Genomic DNA, 20,164 nt, shown 5'->3' with positions numbered 1-20,164 from the left:
AAGTCTGGAATATTTTCTACATTGGTTACTTTTCCACCTTCTGGAACTTTAACAAATTTAGCAATATCCTCTTTTGTTAAAGGTGTATTCGTTACTGGCGTTTCAATTGGTGTTGGTTTAGCTTCTACCACCTTAATCGTTGCCGGAACTTCAACTAATACATTTCCATTTTTATCTTTTACAACAACCGTTACTGGTTTATCCCCAACAGTTGTTGCATCAAATGGTTCTTTTTGTCCTTCTGGAACTTTGTATTCAAATGTTGAACCTTCTGGATAATCACTTGGAGTAATACTGTCTCTTGCTTGAGGTTTCTCAGTTGGATTTACAGGAATTAATTGTTCTTTACCTTCCACTACTTTAACCTTAGCTGGAACTTCTACAAGTTTATCTTCTCCGTCTTTTGCTTCTACAATAACATCTTTTTCGCCTRGTGTTGTTGTATCTACTGGAGTTTTATAKTTGAAKGTTACTCCATCTGGATATTGTTCAGGATCAATACTCTTAGATGCATCTGGTTGTTTGTTTGATTTATCAACTGGAACATATTGAGTCTTCGGTTCAACAACCATTACTTTAGCCGGAACTTTAGTAATAACTTTATCACCAATTTTCGCTACTACAACGACGTCTTTTTCGCCTGGTGTTGTTGTATCTACTGGGCTTTCATAAGTAAACTCTGTATCTTTAGGGAATGCTTTAGGGTCAATACTTCCTTCAACAGTTGGTTGTTTGTTATCCTTATCTACTGGGACAAATTGTGGATAGCTTTCAACAACTCGTACAGTTGCAGGGACTTCTGCAATAGGATTCCCATCTTTATCTTTTACAATGACATTGACTGTGTAATCACCAGGTGTTGTAGTATCCACTGGAGATTTTGGATCATATTTAAATGTTGAACCTTCTGGGTATTCCGTTTTATCAATACTGTTTTCTGGATTTGGTTGTTTATTATTTTCATCCACTGGAACAATTTGTGGTACACCTTCAACTACTGTTACTGGTACTTTAACTGTTGTAGTTAATGGTGTATCTTGTCCAGGAACTGTGTACTTAACAGGTACATCAACTTCCGTATCTTCTGTTAAGTCTGGCACTGTTACTGGTACTGTATTATCAATTTCAACTGTTGCACCTTGAGGTAATTTACCTGTAAATGTTGCATCTTCGATTGCTTTTTTAGCTTTAGCTAATACTTTTTCTCTAGCTTTTTCTTTGTCACTATTTTTAGCAACTAGAATATCATCAGCTTCTGGTTTTGGTAAAACTGTCACTTTAACTTTTACTGGTTCTGTTAAAGTTTCTCCATTTTGATCCGTATAAGTTACTGGAACAGTTACTTCTTTCACACCTGGTTTAGCTGTAATATCTTTTGCTAAATCTTTAGGTTCACCTTTCGTTCCCTTTTCCCCTGGAGTGACCGCATCCGTTATATCCTTAGCAGTTAATTCATCTCCTTCAAATACAACTTTAGAGGTTGGAGTTGAACCAACTACATTTACTGGAACCTCAACATTCACAGAAATATCATCGATGATTTGTCCAGTAGCCTTATCTCTATATTTAACTGTAACAGTAACTGGAGTTTGTTGCCCATTTTGATCTGTTTTCGGAGTAACAATCGCATCATCTGTTATAAATGGAGTTACCCCTTCAGGAACATTTGTTAGTCCAGAAATTGCTTTATTAACATTTTCGCGAATCGCATCGATTAATTTCTCATTTGATGTACCATTTAAGACTGTCACGCCTTTTGGTGCTGGTTTTGGAAGAACTTTAACAGTCACTTCAATCGGTTCATCCCGTTTAAATTGATTTGCCCCATAAGTAACCGTTACTGGAACTTTAATTTCCTGACCTGCTTTTCCATCAGTAGAAATACTACTTACATCAGGATTGGTAACTTTACCGTCCTTACCAGGTGTAACAGCTCCTCCTACTTTTTCTGCAGATGGCTTATCACCTTCTACTACATATACAGTTTTTGCAGTTGATACACGTGGTTGAACTTTAATGGTAAATTCTTGAGTGATGTTGTCATCAGTATCTTTCTTCGTATCAAATACTGGGTCTTTATCAAATGGATTGTTGACAATATCATATCCCATTGATTTCAATACATCGATATGAGTTTGTACATCACTTTCAGAAATGGTTTCACCTGATTTACCAGTTAAAGTCAATGCATGGTTGGTTAATTCAGTTTCTGTTTGAGTTTTTGGATCTACAGAAACGAATTTAACTTTTGCTTTTTGATCATCTTTGTCATAGGTAATCTTGATATTTGCTTTTGGATCCGTAATTTTTGGTGGTTTATAACCTTGTGCTGGATTTGCAGGATTTACCGGTTCTAATGGTGTTCCATTGCCATCTTTTGGAGTATATCCATCTTTATGAGGAATGATTTGTGTAATTTCACCAGTCTTGGTTGGATCATTTGGATCGTTAGGGAATGGAATTGGTTCTCCATCCTTACCAGTGGTTGGATCAACAGGAATCCAGCTTCCAATCTTCGTATAAGTAACTTTATCCGTTTCATCAGGGATTACTTTTGTATCTTTTGCAGGAGTTGTTGCTCCTTTTGCTGGAATTTCTTTCTTATCAGCAATGTACCCTGTTAATGTTTTAACTTCTACTTTATCCCATGTTTTATTTGGACTTTCCCAATCTGTATAAGTTACTTTTTTAGTAACAAGATTAACGGTCGCCTTTCTTGTAAATGGTACCGTTTGAACAGTATCATCCTTAGCTTTTTCCTCTGTAGCTGTATCAGATTCTTTCTTCACATATGAAATCACACGTTTTGCAGTTGTGTTCAAATCAGACTCTGCTAATCCCTCTGGCCATTTCAAATCTGGATTTTCACCATTTGGATCTACTGGACTATCTTTTTCATGTGGTGTTGATGAAGGAACTTCAATGATTCTAGGTTTCAAAGTGATTTCAAATGTTTGAGATGGTTTAGAAACTCCTGCTTCCACATCCTCTTGGTCATCAAAATTAGGATGTGTCCCATTTACATTATAAGTATCACTTTCTATTTCATAACCTTTTCCTTTAAGTTCTTTAATTTTATTTTTAATTTCATCACTATCTGGTAAGGTTGATCCAGTTTCTCCAGATAATTCTATAGTAGTTGAAACTTTACCATCCGTTGTTTTAATAACAACATTTGCTTTTTGACTTTTAACTACGTATTTATAAATAACTTCTATAGGATTTTCTGATAATACTCCATTTGAATTATTTGGTAAATCAGTTTTAACTAATTTGTAAACAACACCATTTTCACTAAATTCTTCTTCAGGTGTAACCGAATAATTATTCCCAACAATATTTTCTAATTTTGCTGTACCATCTTTTAAAACATTTTCTTTAAGAACAGAAGTAGGTTCATTAGCTTTTACATATTTTACAGTAACTTTTCCGTATTTTGCTTCATCATAGGCTGCTACAATATTGGAAACCGCATCATAAACTGTACCGCTAGTTGATGTTCTCTTATAAGGACTATTTTTTAAATACTCTTTAAATACATAGTATTTATTATCTGAACCTTTTATAATATACGGAGCAGTAGCTTTTGTAGTTTTAACATTGCCATTTTGAATTTCTTCTTTTTTCGTCGTATTATTAGTTTCTGTTGCAACATTAGCTTCTGTAAAATCTTTGGCTGGAGTTGCAGTAGTAAATTTATCAACTTCGGCAGTACCATCTTTTACAATTGATTTTGCTTTTAAAATTGGGCGATTATTTGCAGCATTAATATACCGCATTGCAACATTTCCTAACTCTAAATATTCTTTTAACCAATTTCCAGATGTATCAAATTCATTTTTCTTAGGATATTTCCAGTCAAAAGTAATGTTTGGAGTAAACTGTCCATTTAAATTTCCTTCTTGTCCATCTTTTGAAACAGTAATCTCTTCTTCAGTTGGCCCAAAAGTTTTAGTACTCTTATTGTATAAGTTCAAAGTATTTTTAACGGGTTCTCTTGATACGCCTAAAGCACCCCAGTCTACTCTATATAATATTCCTTTACTCGCCTTCCCTTTGACAATTTTTACTGTTACTTCATCTTCTGTTAAATTAATTACCTGAAAAAATACATCTCCTCGAGGCTCTTTTAGAATCACTCCGTTTTCATTTACTTTTGAATTGGCAGTAGTAGTATTATTTTGTAGATTTGCTTTAACAACGTTAAAGTTACCTATTTTTGAAAATTTATTTAAATCTTTATTTTTCAGTTTAATTTTGAATGTAGTTCCTGCTTCATACTCATACTTATTCGTTCTAAATTGTAATTCCTCAGTATGTGACAGTAATTCACCATTATCGCTTATATCCATTTCTCCCGTAGTAGATATTCTTGATGGGGCAGTTTGATTGTCATCTGTTTCTATATTAGTTTTATTCATAATATATTTTTTTTCAACAACCGGTTGATTATTAACAAGAATCCTGCTTGTTACTTCTTTGTCTTCACTAATTTGTGGATAACGTAAACTGTAATTATTAATAGAACCTTTGACCGATACATCATTCAAGCTTTCAATTGCTGAAGTAAATTCATAGATAAAGCGTGTTTTAGTCCCTCTATTTTGTATATGTCCTGCTTCTTTTTCTTCTAAAGATACAGAGTCATCACGTTGAGCCCAGAATGGAGTTTTATTCTGTGTTCCATTTTTACCATATGTTTGAGTATACAATTCTTCTGATTTTACTAAATTTGCAAATGTTTTTCCGTCTTTAGTTAAAGTTTTAGGTAAACTATCCCCATTCCCTAATTCTTCAAATGTAATACTAAATTGATCACCTCGTTTATAAGCTCCATCCTTGAATTTTAAGTTATAACTAATATTATTAACTCCACTAAAACTTCCCATTCTTGGTTCAGTCGAAATTGAACCATTTGCAATAATTTTCCCACCATCAATTGATACATCATTATTTGATTGAGTTTCAGGAGCTCTTAGACCACTTTCTCCTTTACCTGGAATCTCTTTTCCATTTCGTGGATCTTGGTTTTTATTTACTTTTTCTTCTTCAGTTGTTTCTGATTTGATACTGTTTAGAATGCTAAGGCCACTTGAAAGTTGTTTAGCAAGTGCATCTACTTTAGCCTGTGTTTTTGCACCATCGTTCAAAAGTTCTTTTGCTTTATGAACCAAATTTTTAGCATCATCAATGACTGATTTTGTTTTCTTTCCTTCAGTTAATTGACTCAATCTACTTTCAGCTTTAGCAACTAAATCTTCTAACGATGCAGTATTAATAGTTACTTTTTCTGTCACTACATTTGGAGTTTCAACTGCACTTGCTTGTGTGTCAGTATCAGACTCTTTTAGAGAAGTATTATTTTGTCCATCGGGCTCTTTAGCAGTAGCAGATGCTTGTCCAGTAACTTCCTTAGAAGGTTCCGAGGACTTATCATTTAGATTTTGAGAATTTTGAACTTCTGTAGGTTCTGAATTAATTACTGGTTCAGCCGCTTGAACGCTTCCTCCACCAAGGAAAAACAATCCAGTAGCTACAGCCACACTAGCTGCACCAAAACTGACCTTACGAATACTGAAACGTGTGAATTTCTCCACCTGAGATTGACGAACATGTCGTCCTTTAGAATTAAACATAAATAGATTCCTCCAATATAATATATATTTGACATATGTTGTTTAAATATAAGAAATAGCCTAAAACTATAAATATATATAGCTATAGGTTATCTTCTATACTTACTATATTATCTAATAAAAATCAATATGTCAATTGATATACGATATTTGTATGATAAATCAGAAGAAAAAAGAAGGAATCGTCATTTAGATTCCTTCTTTTACTTCTTTTGTTGCTACATCTTCTCCAAACCATTTTTGGCTGATTTCCTGGAACTTCCCTTCTTGGTATAGTTCAATAAAGGCTTGGTTTAAAGCTTGTAGTAATCTTTTGTCAGCAGGTCTAACTCCGACCGCAAAGGATTCACTTTCAAATCCTGCTGAAAATACATTGTAGTCATTTAATATCCCCTCAGACTGAAGATAGTAATTAGCATACACTCGGTCAATCAACAAGGCATCAATTCGATCATTCTTCAAATCAATCAAGGCTTCATTGAAACTCTGATATTGATTGGCTTTCTGGTCTTTAACACGATTTTTCAATAAATCTGGCTGCGCTTCAAAGTCTAGATAACCAGAGGATCCTGCTTGGGCTCCCAAGGTCTTATCCTTCATATCCTCTACTGAATGGATCTGCTGGTTTTTCTTCGCAACCAGAACTTGCTGATTTTCCATGTATGGAATGCTAAAGGCAACCTTCTCTCGACGTTCATCAGTCGCAGAATAGCCATTCCAAATGGCGTCTATGGTTCCATTTTGCAGTTCCGTCTCCTTCATATCCCAGTCGATTGGCTGAAATTGAATCTTAAAGCCTAATTTTTCAGAGACAGCTTGTGCCAAATCAATATCAAAGCCTGTATATTGACCATTCTTTTCTTCAAAACCCATGGGAACAAAGGTATTGTCAAAACCAATAGTAATGGTCCCCTGCTCTTGATACTTATCCCAGTTATCCTGCTTTGGATCGCTAGCCTTCTGAGTACAGGCCGTTAAAAAGAGAGTCAGGAGCGCAACCAATACTAAAGCAATTTTCTTATTAGTCATCGGCACCTCCTACTTGGGCTCAACCTTGAGAATTTGATCCGCAATATTTTCAGCGAACTGTAAATCGTGGGTAACGACAATCTGCGTCATCCCTAATTCCCTATTTTGCAAGATCAGTTTTTCCACTTCCAAGCGCAATTCTGGATCCAGAGCAGAAGTTGGTTCATCGTAGCCAATGATTTCTGGGTCAATCATCATTGCACGCGCCAAGGCCACCCGCTGCTTTTGCCCACCAGATAGTGAAAATGGATAAGCGTCTGCATGCCCTGCTAGACCTAACTGTTCCAAGAGTCCACGCGCCTTCTTCTCAGCCTCCTCCTGCTTCATTCCCATGGTCTTCACAGGCGATAAGGTCAAATTGTCCAGAACTGATAAATGAGGGAACAGTTGAAAATCTTGGAAGACAAATCCCAGTAGGTTGCGCTTCTGTAATTCATCCAACTCTAAGGAATCTCCATTATAAAAGATTTGCCCTGAATCAATGGTTTCAAGACCTGCAAGCATACGTAAGAGGGTCGTCTTACCTCCACCAGAAGGTCCAACGATAGCCAGGATTTGCTTTTCAGGAATATTTAGACTGAAATCAGACAGGATTTGTTTGTCTCCAAAGACTTTATTGATATTTCGTAATTCTAACATGGCAGCCTCCTATCTATAATAACTATACTTCTTCTCAACTTTTTTGGAAATAATTGTCACAATCCCAATCAAAATCAAGTAAATGGCTCCTGCCAAGAACATAGGAACTAGACTAGCATCACGGTTGGCAGCTGTTCGACTAGCCAAGATAAGGTCTGAAATGCCTAGAGCATAGACCAGAGAGGTATCCTTGACCAAACTCATAACTTCGTTAAAGACACTGGGAAGAACAATCTTGGTCACTTGGGGCAAGATGATATAACGTACCGTGGCAAAAGGACTGAACTTCAAGACCTTGGCAGCCTCATATTGACCTTTAGGAATGGTATCAATCCCACCACGGAAGATTTCAGCAAAGTAAGCCGCATAATTCAACACAAAGGCAATGATAGCCGCAGGAAGACGGTCCAAACGAATCCCAATACTTGGCAGCACATAATAGATAAAGATTAATTGCAAGAGCAAGGGTGTTCCCCGCATAATCCAAATATAAATATTAATCAGATGATGGAGGGGCTTCCAATGGACTTGCAAGGCAAAGGCAATCAAAACGCCCAAGGGAATAGAAAAAATCAAGACCAGTGCAAAAACCTGCAAAGTCATGCTTGCACCGCTCAATAAACTCGGTAATATCTCAAACAAATAAGACATACTGCACCTCCTAAAAATAATTGTTCCTATTATAGCATAAATAAACAAAATAACCAAGAATTTTTGTAAAAAAATTCTCTTTTAAAAAGAAAAACTATACCTATCAAAAATGATTAGATACAGTTTTTAAAATATATCCTTACAATCTCTCAAATAGTTCTTGCATTTGCACATCATCTGGAACCAGTTTTAAGTAAGCTTGGGCATTGACTTTGGCTTCCTCAAAGTAGCCCAATTCACGCAAGAGATAGATATAGTGTTCCAGAAACTCTGGATTGTCCTTCAAATCTCCTACTAATTCTTGGTAATGCTCGTAGGCAGTATCCAAATCGTCCATTTCTTGATAAGAACGAGCAATCATCCACTTGGTCAAAAGATTCTCTGGCTCATCATTTTGCAAGTCTAGAATGTCCTCATAACGTTCCTGTTCTAGATAAATAGTAGCTAGACGGAGTAAGATTTCTTCTGTATCCTCAGCGTCTTCTTTAGCAGTAAGGAGATAATTTTCTGCACCACTAGCATCATGCAATTCATAAGAAAATTGTGAAGCTGCTAACAAGAGTCTTGTTTCAAAAGGATTTTTCTCCAAGCCTTGCTTAGCGATACGCAGGGCTTCTTGAACTTGATGTTCCTTATGCAAGGCCTGACTATAACCATATTCATAGCCTTCAAAATCAGGTGAAATGGTATCAAGCTGCTTAAAGTAGAGGACAGCTTTTTGGTATTCTTCTCGATCAAAGTAAAGACTAGCCAACTCAAAAACTGTTAGGTCATCGTATTCTAACTCCAGGGCTTTTTCTAAAAACTCTGTAGCTGTTTCAAATTTCCCCAACTGTGCATAGGCAAAGCCAATTCGTTGATAGGTAGAAATGCCTGTTTGCTCATAAATAGTACGATTATCTAACTGGGCATAGCCTTGAATGGCCTCTTGATAATTTTCCAACTCACTATCCAACTCTGCTACTCCCAATATCAAGAGAGGATCCTCTGAATAACTCAAAGCCTCCAGCAATTTCTCACGCGCCACATCTGTCAAACCTTCCAACTGGTAAAGGTCTGCCTTCAGAGCCAAAGCCGAAACATACCAGTCACTGTCAGCTTGGATTTCCTCAAGATAAGCAAAGGCTTCTTCGATTTGACCATCCTCGCTAGCAATAGCCGCTAGATTAAGATGAACCTCTGGAAAATCCTCTACGATTTTCAGGTAAATTTCCTTGGCCTGAGGATAAAAACCAATCCCTTCAAGATAAGTTGCCAACTCATACAGAAGGTCACTTGGATCATTTTCTAAAGCTTTAACGAAATAGTGCTCAGCCTTGGTTAAATCTTGCTCCTCCAAGGCATGTAACATCTGTTGACTATTGTTCACTCTTGATTTCCTCTCCCTCTAGTTCATATAGGCCACTGACTACCTTATACCATTCAAAAATCGCTGAAATGACAACTTTAGCAGAGGCATAAACTGGAATACCGAGTAAGACTCCCCAAATACCAAACATGGATCCTGAAGTTAACAAAACAAAGAGAACATTAATGGGATGGATGTTTAATTGACTTCCCAAAATCAATGGAGAGACAAAACGGCCTTCAATAGTTTGTTCTACGATAAAGACAATCACAACTTTCAAAAGCATGACTGGCCCAGCAATCAAGCCCAATACTAGGGCAGGAAGCATGGCTAAGAAGCTACCCAAATAAGGAACCAGATTTAAAATACCAGCAGTAACTCCCAACGTAACTGCATAGCGTAGACCAATAATCTTGAAGAAAATCATAAACATTACCGCTACAATAATAGCCACTGTTACTTGCCCTCTAACATAATTGGACAACTGCTGGTTCACATCTGATAAAACTTGTCCAACAGGTTCTTTCAATTTCGTTGGCATGAATTGGGTCAAATAGTGACGTAGGCCTTTTCCATCACGTAAGAGATAAAAGAGCATGAACGGAACGATAATCAAGGCAACAATCACTTGAGAAGCCCCGCTAATAAAGGCGCTCACCCAGTTGACTGCTTGAGATGAAACCTTACTTGCCCAAACTGTAGCCTGACTTGAGAAGTTTGTCAAAACTTGTTCTAACTGAAGTCTGAAATCATCTGGTAAACGCTTGGTGACCAAATCATCAATAACTCGATCAGCATCTTCAAGGTAGACTGGAACATTCCTTGCAAAACTTAAAACCTGACGTTGCAGATTTGGAATAGCTACTGCCAAGCCCCAAATGATAAAGAGAGCGATAATCACAAAGACAATACTGATGGCTATGACCCTATTAATCCTATGCTTCTCTATCCAATCAACAATAGGATTCAACAAATAATATAGCAGGCCAGATAGAATGACTGGTAACATCACAACTTCCAAAAAGTCTAAAACAGGTGAAAATAGAAAACTAATCTTACTTAAAATAAAAAGATTCAGTCCCAATAATAAGGTTACCAAAAATACCGTAATTGCCTTGTTGTCCAAAAACCACTTGAAAAACCAAGATAGGCTAAAATGTTTCTCTTTGTGCTCCATAAATACTTCCTTTCTATTGTTCTCTCATTATACCATTTTTGAATCAAAATAACTCTTTTTTAAAGTGCTTACATGAAGACAGCGACATAAAAAATCCCCTCAAAAGAGGAGATTCGATTAGTCTTGAATATGACGGTCTAAGTTCTTCTGATAATCAGCATTGGATTTGCCTTTTTCATCAGCAAATTTCTTGCGGAACTCATCCATTTCTTTAGAAGTAACAATCTTGTCTTGGAGTTTAAGATATTTATAACTGTTATCGCCTGTTTTGTCACCAACCCAACCATCAGCACCACTGCCTAATACTTTCTTCGTTACAAGCATTTGGGCACCGTCTGAGTGTACAGGAATAACTAGAGCACTATCTGTTAACCAAGCTTGAGCCTTAGCATATTTAGAATAACGTTTTTGCAGATCTGTTTTCTCACTGTTTGCGTCATCAATCAATTCTTTGTATTTATCCAATCCAACTGTTTTAAGGGCTGGATTGTCTGTTCCTGGTGCTACACCAAGAGAGCTGAGGAGACTTGGGCCAGATGTTGGATCAAATACATCTAGATAAGTTGACGGATCTGCATAATCCGGACTCCAACCACTATTAACATTAATGTCCCAATCAACATTATTATTTGATGTCGCTAGAACAGTCATGTTTCCCAATTCATCATCAGAAACCTGTTGAATGTCAACAACTACATTTTCAGAGCCCATGGCTTCTTCAATTGATTGTTTATAAGACTGAGCTTGATGAATAAAATCTGTCTGAGTAGATGAAACTGGAAGATCTAAATGAATCGGAAACTGTACTCCATCAGCTTGAAGAGTTTTCTTAGCAGATTCAAACTTAACCTTAGCCTTGTCTACATTATGAAGTGAATCTTGCGCATCATCAAGACTGACATCTTTCCAAATACTATCCAACTTATCTAATTCTGTCTTAGTTACTTGACCAAACGATTGGTCTCCTACTTGTACAAATGTTGGAGGAGTGAAACTTGTACGTAGTTTACGCGGCGCCACTTCATCTCCAAACACCTGAGAAACAGCTGCTTTACGATCTGCAGCAAATGCCAAGGCTTGACGGAAGTCTTTGTTTAAAAGTGCTTTCTTAGTAGAGGATTTTTCTACATCACTTGTTTTAGCAGTATGATTATATGACACACGATCAATATTAGTAGACATATAGAATACGCCACCTCTTTGTTGACCATATACAATATTATCCTTGTATTTTTCTTTTAGACGTTCATAGTTGGCAGAATTTTTAAAGAGTGGAGCAGCTGGATAATGTCCCTCATCAAAACCGCGTCCTAGAGAATCTGCATCTTGACCATCAAAGAATGATAACTTGATATCATCAATAAAGACATTTTGCTTATCCCAATAATTTTGATTTTTGGTCATTTCGATAGAAGACTTAGATGTAAGACCCTTGAGGAGATAAGGACCGTTGTAGAGAATGCTCGTAACATCAGTGGCCTTACCAAAATCATCTCCTTTAGAAGCTAAAAAGTCTTCGCTAATAGGAGCAAGAACTCCCATTGTTGTCTTCGAATTCCAGAAAGATTCTGGATGATTCAAGGTATAAACAAGAGTATAATCATCCGTTGCTTTGACACCAACAGTAGAAAAATCTGTTGTTTTCCCATTTACATAGTCATCCAATCCTTTGATAGAATCCTGTACCAAATAGAGGGCCTGTGATTTCTTATCAGCTGCATGCTTCAGACCTGCTACAAAGTCCTGAGCCTTAACTTCACCATACTCCTCTCCCTCATTGGTATACCACTTGACACCCTGACGGATTTTATAGGTATAGGTCAAGCCATCTTTAGAAACAGTCCAATCTTCTGCAACCGATGGAACTAAATTTCCATATTGATCATTTTCTAGTAATCCATCAATAACATTACCTGTAATCTGTTTAGTGCTGACATTACCAGAAACTGTATAATCCAAAGTAACAGGATCTGATGTAAACACATAAGCATAATTCACTGGTCTAGTAGCATCTTTATTATCATTACCAGATGAACACGCTGCTAGAACAGCTACTGATAAAACAGTAAATCCTGTTGCTAAGAAAACACGTTTTTTCATAGTTAAACTCCTTTAATAGTTTTCTAAGATTATTATAGCACTTTTAAAAAGTAAATCAACTAAATTTACTAGGTTATCATGTTTTGTTTTATCTATACCAAGTACTGCTTCAACTCCTTTTTTGTGATATAATAGTCATATCTTTATTATAGAGGTAAAGTTATGAAAGAAACTGTTTATTTTGGAACTTATACACGTCGGACTTCCCAAGGGATTTACAAGGCAGACTTTGATACAGAAACTGGTCAGCTTTCAAATCTAGAACTTTTTGCTACTGAGCCAAGTCCAACCTACCTTGCCTTTGACCAGCATCAACATTTATACACTGTTGGTAGTCAAGACGATAAGGGTGGAATTGCAGCCTATCAAACTAATGGTACCTTATTAAATCACGTCGTTGAAGAGGGAGCCCCCCACTGTTATGTTGCCGTTGATGAAGAGCGTGATTTGGTTTACGCGGCAAACTACCACAAGGGACAGGTCCTTGTTTATAAACGTCAGGAAGATGGTTGTCTTCTACTTAGTGATGTTGATCAACACAGTGGCCAAGGTCCACATGAAAATCAAGCTTCTCCACATGTTCACTATACAGATTTAACACCTGACCACTATCTAGTGACCTGCGACTTGGGTACTGACCAAGTAATTACTTACGATCTTGATTCAGAAGGAAAATTATCTAAGCTCTATACCTATCATAGCCAGCCAGGAGCAGGCTCACGCCATATTATTTTCCATAACCATTATAAAATCGCTTATCTCATTTGTGAACTCAATAGCACTATCGAGGTTCTAATCTACGATGGTGTTGGCGAATTTGAACGCATGCAAGTCATTTCAACTCTACCAGACGGTTATGAAGGCTTTAATGGTACCGCTGCTATTCGTCTCTCTAAAGACGGTAAATACCTCTACGCCTCTAATCGTGGTCATGATTCTATCGCAGTATATACAATTCTTGCGGACGGTAGCTTAGAGTTGTTAGAAATCGTTCCGACACATGGTCAGACTCCACGTGATTTTGATTTGACACCAGACCAAGAATTTGTCATTGCTGTCCATCAAGACTCTGACAATGCAACCGTCTTTAAACGAAATCCTGAAACCGGTCGTCTAGCAGAACTTTCTAATGACTTCCATGTCCCAGAAGCAGTCTGCATCAGTTTTGCCCCTTAAGAAAACATAAAAAATGAACTTGGTAACTCAAGTTCATTTTTTTCTTATAGTCTATTTCCGACATTAATACGGTTAATGGCACGTTGCAGTGCAATCTTCGCACGACGTTCTTGGTCAATCAAGTGTTTGTCTTGTGCTTCTTCAATTTCACGCTCTGCTCGAAGTTTGGCACGTTCTGCACGACTAACGTCGATATCACGAGCACGTTCTGCAGAGTCAGCAACAATTGTGATAACGCCATTGGCAACTTCGATAACACCTCCGTTCACTGCAATCCAGTTCACGTGATTTTCATCATCTACACGTTTAACCTTAACCTCATCAACTGCTAAAACTGCAATCATATTTTCATGTCGTGGCAAGATTCCCATCTCACCATCCAGAGTTCGAACTGATACAAAGCTGGCATGGTGATCATAGACGAGACCATCTGGTGTCACGATCTGGACAGTTAACTGAGCCATAGATCACCTCTTAAAATCCCATTTTTTCAGCTTTCGCAATCACATCTTCGATAGAACCAACCCCACGGAAGGCATCTTCTGGCAAGTGATCGTGTTTACCATCAAGGATTTCCTTAAAGCCACGAACAGTTTCAGCAACTGGAACATAAGAACCTGGCTGACCAGTGAATTGTTCCGCAACGTTGAAGTTTTGTGACAAGAAGAACTGGATACGACGGGCACGAGCAACCAAGGTCTTTTCTTCATCAGAAAGCTCATCCATACCAAGGATAGCAATGATATCTTGCAATTCATGGTAACGTTGAAGAACACGTTTTACTTCAGCAGCAACTGCATAGTGCTCTTCTCCAACGATTTCAGGTGCCAAGGCACGTGAGCTTGAAGCAAGTGGGTCAACGGCTGGGTAGATACCCAATTGTACCAACTTACGTTCCAAGTTGGTTGTTGAATCCAAGTGAGCGAAGGCTGTTGCTGGCGCTGGGTCAGTATAGTCATCCGCTGGCACATAGATAGCCTGGATAGAGGTTACAGAACCCTTTTTAGTTGATGTAATACGCTCTTGCAATTGACCCATTTCCGTAGCAAGTGTTGGTTGGTAACCAACGGCTGATGGCATACGACCCAAAAGGGCAGATACTTCTGAACCAGCCTGAGTGAAACGGAAGATATTATCGATAAAGAGAAGCACGTCTTGGCCTTCAACATCACGGAAATATTCAGCAATTGTCAAACCAGTAAGAGCAACACGCATACGTGCTCCTGGTGGCTCATTCATCTGACCAAATACCATGGCTGTCTTCTCGATAACGCCTGATTCTTTCATTTCCCAGTAAAGGTCATTACCCTCACGAGTACGTTCCCCAACACCGGTAAATACTGAAATACCACCGTGTTCTTGGGCAATGTTGTGAATCAATTCTTGGATTAAGACGGTTTTACCAACTCCGGCACCACCGAAAAGTCCAACCTTACCACCTTTAAGGTAAGGGGCAAGAAGGTCGATAACCTTAATCCCTGTTTCAAGGATTTCAGAAGAGGTAGACAACTCATCAAAAGTTGGAGCTTTTTTATGAATTGGCTGACGCTCTGCATCTTCTGTAAAAGGAGCTTCCAAGTCAATGGTATCTCCCAAAACATTGAAGACACGTCCCAAAGTTTCTTTACCTACTGGTACAGAGATTGGACGACCTGTGTCCAATACTTCCATTCCACGAGTCAAACCATCTGTTGATTCCATGGCGATAGTACGGACCATACCATCTCCCAACTCCAAGGCTACTTCAAGGACGATTTTTGTTTTTCTTTCGTCATTTTTGTAGACGACAAGTGCATTGTTAATCTCAGGAAGTTTTTCCCCTGCTGCAAACAAGACGTCTACAACGGGACCGATAACCTGAGCAATTTTACCTGAACTCATCTCCTTCTCCTATTCTATATAAGATACTGTCGGTCCCTAGCTTAACTAGGTCCTAAGTTCATTTTCATACGAGCTGGACTAGTGCCTATTCTAAGGCACTAGCTCCTGCTACGATTTCTGTAATTTCTTGTGTAATCGCCGCCTGTCTGGCACGGTTATACTGAATTGTCAAATCATTAATGACTTTCTTAGCATTATCTGTCGCTGTTTGCATGGCTGTCATACCAGCAGCATTTTCAGCTGTCTTAGCATCGATAATAGCACCATAAATCATACTTTCTGCAAATTGAGGCAACAACTGCTCCAAAATTTCTTCTCGACTAGTTTCCAACTCAAAGGTCAAACTGTAACTGTCATCCGCTTCATTTGGATCCAAGTCAACAATTGGAAGCATTTGCTCCACACGCATTTGACTGGTTAGCGTATTGACATGGTGGTTATAGCAGACATAGAGTTCATCAAAAAGTTCATTTTGGTACATTTCAACAGTTTTTGAAATAATCTTACGAACTTCATCAAAGCTTGGTTGATCTGCCAAGCCACGTAGTTCATAAAGTGGTTGAATACCACGAGCTTTAAAGAAATCAGCTCCCATTCCACCAATACAGATCATTTCAAAACCTTTACCGTCTGGATGGTATTCTTCTTTCAGCTCCATAACGGCTTTCAAAATAGAAGAATTATAACCTCCAACCAAACCTCGGTCTGATGTAATGACGATATAGCCTGTCTTCTTAACTGGACGGCTAATCAACATCGGATTGGTTGAACTACCAGCTCCATTCCCATGAAGAATATCCGTCAAAAGTTTACGAACTTTCTGAGCATAAACTTGGAAGTTGCGAGCAGCTTCTTCAGAACGACCTAGCTTAGCAGCTGATACCATCTGCATGGCATTTGTGATTTGACTAGTATTTTTTGTTGAGGCGATTTTTGTTTTAATATCATTTAGAGATACTGCCATCTGACACCTCTATTCTTATTGGAAGCTGGTTTGATTGAGAAACTCTGTAATCGCAGCATCCAAGACTGCTTCTTCTGGCAAGTCTTTTGTATCACGAATGGTTTCCAAAATCTCTGGATGTTGAGCATCAAAGAAGGCATGGAACTCTTCCTCGAAACGAACAATATCATCTACTGGAACAGTATCCAAGAAACCATGTGTCAAAGCATAGAGAATGGTTACTTGTTTCTCAACAGGTAATGGTTTGTGAACAGGTTGTTTCAAGACTTCAACTGTACGACGTCCACGGTTCAACTTAGCCTGTGTCGCCGCATCTAAGTCAGAACCAAACTTAGTGAAGGCTTCCAACTCACGGTATGAAGCAAGGTCGATACGAAGTGTACCAGCAACCTTCTTCATGGCTTTGATTTGTGCAGAACCACCTACACGCGATACAGAAGAACCCGCATCGATGGCTGGACGAATACCTGCATTGAAGAGACCATCACCAAGGAAGATTTGTCCATCAGTGATTGAAATCACGTTGGTTGCGATATAGGCAGAGATATCTCCTGCTTGTGTCTCGATAAACGGTAGGGCTGTAATAGATCCACCACCAAGTTCATCAGAAACTTTAGCTGAGCGCTCAAGCAAACGGCTGTGAAGGTAGAAAACATCCCCTGGGAAAGCTTCACGACCTGGAGGACGACGAAGCAAGAGAGAGAGTTCACGATAAGCTACCGCTTGTTTTGATAAATCATCATAAACGATCAAAACATGCTTACCTTGGTACATAAATTCTTCCGCCATGGCAACCCCAGCATAAGGAGCTAGGAAAAGCAATGGAGATGGTTGTGAAGCAGAGGCAGTCACAACGATTGTGTAGTCCAAGGCACCGTACTGACGTAGTGTTTCTACTTGCGTACGAACTGTTGATTCTTTTTGTCCAATCGCAACATAGATACAGATCATATCTTGACCTTTTTGGTTCAAGATTGTATCAATTGCAATGGTTGTTTTCCCTGTCTGACGGTCACCGATAATCAACTCACGTTGACCACGACCAATCGGTACAAGGGCGTCGATAGCTTTCAAACCAGTTTGCAATGGTTCTGATACAGACTTACGTTGCATAACACCAGGAGCTGGCGCTTCTACTGGACGAGTTTTATCAGTGTGGATTTCTCCAAGACCATCAACTGGACGACCAAGCGGATCCACAACACGTCCAATCAGACTTTCACCTACTGGGACTTCCATGATTTTCCCTGTACGGCGGATTGTATCGCCTTCACGGATATCTGTAAAGTCACCTAGGATGATAATACCAACATCTGTTGACTCCAAGTTTTGAGCCATACCATAAGAGCCGTTTTCAAAAATCAACAACTCTCCACTCATGGCATTTTCAAGGCCATGAGCACGCGCGATACCGTCCCCGATATAGGTTACAACACCTGTTTCAGTCACATCAAAATTGGGTTTGAAATTTTCAATTTGTTGCTTAATTAAAGCGCTGATTTCTTGTGCGTTAATTGCCAAAAGAACACCACTTTCTATTTCAAATTTTCTTTAACAACTTTAAGTTGTTGTTTAATACTCACATCAATTGTCTTGTGATTGGCAAAAATGACAAAACCACCAATAAGACTTTCATCGATTTGTTCTTTTACACTCCTTACTTTGAGAGACATTTTTTTCTCAATCAAAGGGAGCAAACGACTCTTCTGTTCATCTGTTAAAGGATGAGCTGACGTAATCGTCACTTCAAATCGATTTGTTTCTTTTTCAAGTCGGTTCAAACAATCTACAAGAATATCATAAAAAAGATTTGCTCTGTGATTGTAGATAAGAACCTGGATAAAGTTTTGCAATAAAGGTGACACTGAGTCTTGGAAGAAAGAAATCGTTTTTTCCTTGTCAGACTCGTCTACTGCCACTTTTTTTAAAAAAGAAGGTAAACCTGTTTCTTCAGCAACTTGCTTGATTTGAGCTAAGTCTGAAAAGATACGGTCTTCTTCTCCTTTTTCTAAAACCAATTGGACAAAAGGCATGCTGTATTTTTCAATTACCTTTACTGTTTTCTTGTCCATTAAGCTTCTCCTAACTGATCGATATACTGATCAATGAGTTCTTTATGGGCATGACCGTCAAGGTTTTGTGAGATGATTTTACCAGCCAAGCTGATTGTCAAATCTGCTACCTCACCCTTAACGCTTTGTAAAGCTTCAGCTTTATTTTGAGCAATTTCTTGGTTTGCTTTTTCTTTCAAGCGTCCTGCTTCTAGCTTAGCATCTGCTAAAATACTAGCTTTGCTTTTCTCAGCTGTTTCTTTCGCATTCTCAATGATTGTCTTAGCTTCTTTACGGCTACCAGCCAATTCATCTTCGCGTTTCTGAGCCAATACTTCTGCTTTTTGACGTGCTTGTTCAGCTCCGTCAATATCTGCTGCAATTTTTTCTGCTCTTTGTTCGAAAATGCTAGCCAAATTTGACCAAGCGTATTTCTTAACCAAGACTAGCAAGAGAATAAAGGAACCAGCGATTAGTATAAAATCACCAAGTAATTCACCTACTGTTACATTCATAAACTACTCCTTTCTATTCTTCATCATTAATTTTATTTCCTAGGTACATTGAAGATAACAATGTAAATACATATGCTTGTACACAAGAAATAAAAACAGAAAATGCAGTCCAGATTAGATTTGTTCCAAAAGCAATAGGATACCAATAGAAGGCCTGATGAGAAAGTAGGACTAACATACTTGCCATCACTTCCCCTGCAAAGATATTACCAAAGACCCGCAATGCAAGTGAAAGGAGATTGGTAACTTCTTCCAAAAGATTCATTGGTGTCATAAAACCTGGTGTTACAAATGCTTTTAAATACTTTTTGATTCCACGACGACGAATTCCTTCTACGTGTGTCATTAAGATAATTGTAAAAGACAAGACCAAGTCAAATGACAAATTTGCTGTTGGTGAGGTCCAAAGATTTACACCATCTGTAGTCTGAATTCTAGCCATTAAGCCAATATTATTTGCAATGGCCATAAATAGGAATAAACAGAAATAAAAGAGAGAATAATCCTTTATCATTGGACCAAGGTTTGATTTTGTAAATCCAACAACAAAATCAAATAAATACTCTAATACATTTTGTTTTCCTGTGGGTCTCAAAGTCATATTTCGAGTTGCCCAATAAATAAAGCCAAAAATAAGTGCTACAGTCAACAAAGTCAAAACTACTATGGTTAAATTAAAGGTAACAGGACCAATATTGATGGTTGGATTAATACTTTCTTCCATCTAAAATCCTCCCTTTTTCAATTTATACTTCTTTTATTTGATGATAAATGAAAAGACAAGAGTAACGAAGAAAGTACCTTCAATAAAGGCAACCCCTAGGATCATCAAACTACGTAGTTCTGAGATGATATCTGGTTGGCGAGCAACTGATTTCAACAAACCGTTCATCAACATACCTTCACCAAGAGATACACCCATACAGGCAAGACATAGACCGAAAAATGTTAAATTCATGACGAATTCTCCTTTTAATTAAAATTTACTTACTTAGTT

The 20,164-nt window shown here is 38.1% G+C and carries 16 protein-coding genes; 1 reads left to right on the top strand and 15 read right to left on the bottom strand.

All coding sequences use genetic code 11. The annotated features are described in order from the left end of the window. From ADG81_RS05225 to ADG81_RS05195, 7 genes are all read right to left on the bottom strand, one after another. Positions 1-5,636 (bottom strand): mucin-binding protein (locus ADG81_RS05225; protein ID WP_049551113.1); only part of this gene is annotated, 5,636 nt, incomplete at its 3' end. Between the two features lie 189 nt (positions 5,637-5,825). Then, positions 5,826-6,665 (bottom strand): amino acid ABC transporter substrate-binding protein, encoded by an 840-nt coding sequence (locus tag ADG81_RS05220; RefSeq protein ID WP_049551112.1) that lies wholly within the window; start codon positions 6,663-6,665, stop codon positions 5,826-5,828. A 9-nt stretch (positions 6,666-6,674) separates the two neighbouring features. After that, on the bottom strand, positions 6,675-7,304 hold the full coding sequence (locus ADG81_RS05215) for an amino acid ABC transporter ATP-binding protein (RefSeq protein WP_049551111.1): 630 nt from the start codon (positions 7,302-7,304) through the stop codon (positions 6,675-6,677). A gap of 9 nt (positions 7,305-7,313) precedes the next feature. Next, on the bottom strand, positions 7,314-7,955 hold the full coding sequence (locus ADG81_RS05210) for an amino acid ABC transporter permease (protein ID WP_049551110.1): 642 nt from the start codon (positions 7,953-7,955) through the stop codon (positions 7,314-7,316). 139 nt (positions 7,956-8,094) lie between these two features. Then, positions 8,095-9,324 (bottom strand): tetratricopeptide repeat protein, encoded by a 1,230-nt coding sequence (locus ADG81_RS05205; RefSeq protein ID WP_049551109.1) that lies wholly within the window; start codon positions 9,322-9,324, stop codon positions 8,095-8,097. Continuing rightward, positions 9,314-10,480, bottom strand: a complete 1,167-nt coding sequence (locus ADG81_RS05200; RefSeq protein WP_049551108.1) for an AI-2E family transporter — start codon at positions 10,478-10,480, stop codon at positions 9,314-9,316. Before ADG81_RS05200 ends, ADG81_RS05205 begins: the two co-directional genes overlap by 11 nt. 117 nt (positions 10,481-10,597) lie before the next feature. Then, entirely contained in the window at positions 10,598-12,580 is a 1,983-nt protein-coding gene (locus tag ADG81_RS05195; protein ID WP_049551107.1) for a peptide ABC transporter substrate-binding protein, read from the bottom strand. 162 nt (positions 12,581-12,742) lie between these two features. Here ADG81_RS05195 and ADG81_RS05190 point away from each other — a divergent pair, with 162 nt between their 5' ends. After that, positions 12,743-13,756 carry a lactonase family protein gene (locus tag ADG81_RS05190; RefSeq protein ID WP_049551106.1) on the top strand — a complete coding sequence of 338 codons (1,014 nt, stop codon included), beginning with the start codon at positions 12,743-12,745 and terminating at the stop codon, positions 13,754-13,756. A 44-nt stretch (positions 13,757-13,800) separates the two neighbouring features. On the opposite strand, the gene ADG81_RS05185 is transcribed toward ADG81_RS05190, so the two are convergent. From ADG81_RS05185 to ADG81_RS05150, 8 genes are all read right to left on the bottom strand, one after another. Continuing rightward, positions 13,801-14,220: a F0F1 ATP synthase subunit epsilon gene (locus tag ADG81_RS05185; RefSeq protein WP_000068037.1), complete on the bottom strand. Its 420-nt coding sequence runs from the start codon at positions 14,218-14,220 to the stop codon at positions 13,801-13,803. Between the two features lie 10 nt (positions 14,221-14,230). Next, positions 14,231-15,637: a F0F1 ATP synthase subunit beta gene (gene atpD, locus ADG81_RS05180; protein ID WP_000094357.1), complete on the bottom strand. Its 1,407-nt coding sequence runs from the start codon at positions 15,635-15,637 to the stop codon at positions 14,231-14,233. An 85-nt stretch (positions 15,638-15,722) separates the two neighbouring features. Then, positions 15,723-16,601 carry a F0F1 ATP synthase subunit gamma gene (locus ADG81_RS05175; RefSeq protein ID WP_000301224.1) on the bottom strand — a complete coding sequence of 293 codons (879 nt, stop codon included), beginning with the start codon at positions 16,599-16,601 and terminating at the stop codon, positions 15,723-15,725. Positions 16,602-16,616: 15 nt separating this feature from the next. Further along, positions 16,617-18,122: a F0F1 ATP synthase subunit alpha gene (gene atpA / locus ADG81_RS05170; protein WP_000996629.1), complete on the bottom strand. Its 1,506-nt coding sequence runs from the start codon at positions 18,120-18,122 to the stop codon at positions 16,617-16,619. A 14-nt stretch (positions 18,123-18,136) separates the two neighbouring features. Next, positions 18,137-18,673 carry a F0F1 ATP synthase subunit delta gene (locus ADG81_RS05165; RefSeq protein WP_049551105.1) on the bottom strand — a complete coding sequence of 179 codons (537 nt, stop codon included), beginning with the start codon at positions 18,671-18,673 and terminating at the stop codon, positions 18,137-18,139. Next, positions 18,673-19,167, bottom strand: coding sequence for a F0F1 ATP synthase subunit B (atpF, locus tag ADG81_RS05160; RefSeq protein ID WP_020902744.1), 495 nt, complete (start codon positions 19,165-19,167; stop codon positions 18,673-18,675). The genes ADG81_RS05165 and atpF overlap by 1 nt, the downstream gene beginning before the upstream one ends. A gap of 13 nt (positions 19,168-19,180) precedes the next feature. Continuing rightward, positions 19,181-19,891 carry a F0F1 ATP synthase subunit A gene (gene atpB, locus ADG81_RS05155; protein WP_000392870.1) on the bottom strand — a complete coding sequence of 237 codons (711 nt, stop codon included), beginning with the start codon at positions 19,889-19,891 and terminating at the stop codon, positions 19,181-19,183. Between the two features lie 33 nt (positions 19,892-19,924). Continuing rightward, positions 19,925-20,125 (bottom strand): F0F1 ATP synthase subunit C, encoded by a 201-nt coding sequence (locus ADG81_RS05150; RefSeq protein WP_001054560.1) that lies wholly within the window; start codon positions 20,123-20,125, stop codon positions 19,925-19,927. Between the last annotated feature and the right edge of the window lie 39 nt (positions 20,126-20,164).

The organism is Streptococcus pseudopneumoniae (assembly GCF_001070815.1).
Taxonomy (GTDB): Bacteria; Bacillota; Bacilli; order Lactobacillales; family Streptococcaceae; genus Streptococcus; species Streptococcus pseudopneumoniae_P.
The sequence above is the reverse complement of the archived record's forward strand: the minus strand, read 5'-3'. Positions and strand labels throughout refer to the sequence as shown.

Coding starts and splice junctions, on each gene's coding strand:
- ADG81_RS05220 (WP_049551112.1), bottom strand. CDS start 6,665: ATGACTAATAAGAAAATTGCTTTAGTATTGGTTGCGCTCCTGACTCTC.
- ADG81_RS05215 (WP_049551111.1), bottom strand. CDS start 7,304: ATGTTAGAATTACGAAATATCAATAAAGTCTTTGGAGACAAACAAATC.
- ADG81_RS05210 (WP_049551110.1), bottom strand. CDS start 7,955: ATGTCTTATTTGTTTGAGATATTACCGAGTTTATTGAGCGGTGCAAGC.
- ADG81_RS05200 (WP_049551108.1), bottom strand. CDS start 10,480: ATGGAGCACAAAGAGAAACATTTTAGCCTATCTTGGTTTTTCAAGTGG.
- ADG81_RS05195 (WP_049551107.1), bottom strand. CDS start 12,580: ATGAAAAAACGTGTTTTCTTAGCAACAGGATTTACTGTTTTATCAGTA.
- ADG81_RS05190 (WP_049551106.1), top strand. CDS start 12,743: ATGAAAGAAACTGTTTATTTTGGAACTTATACACGTCGGACTTCCCAA.
- ADG81_RS05185 (WP_000068037.1), bottom strand. CDS start 14,220: ATGGCTCAGTTAACTGTCCAGATCGTGACACCAGATGGTCTCGTCTAT.
- atpD (WP_000094357.1), bottom strand. CDS start 15,637: ATGAGTTCAGGTAAAATTGCTCAGGTTATCGGTCCCGTTGTAGACGTC.
- ADG81_RS05175 (WP_000301224.1), bottom strand. CDS start 16,601: ATGGCAGTATCTCTAAATGATATTAAAACAAAAATCGCCTCAACAAAA.
- ADG81_RS05165 (WP_049551105.1), bottom strand. CDS start 18,673: ATGGACAAGAAAACAGTAAAGGTAATTGAAAAATACAGCATGCCTTTT.
- atpF (WP_020902744.1), bottom strand. CDS start 19,167: ATGAATGTAACAGTAGGTGAATTACTTGGTGATTTTATACTAATCGCT.
- atpB (WP_000392870.1), bottom strand. CDS start 19,891: ATGGAAGAAAGTATTAATCCAACCATCAATATTGGTCCTGTTACCTTT.
- ADG81_RS05150 (WP_001054560.1), bottom strand. CDS start 20,125: ATGAATTTAACATTTTTCGGTCTATGTCTTGCCTGTATGGGTGTATCT.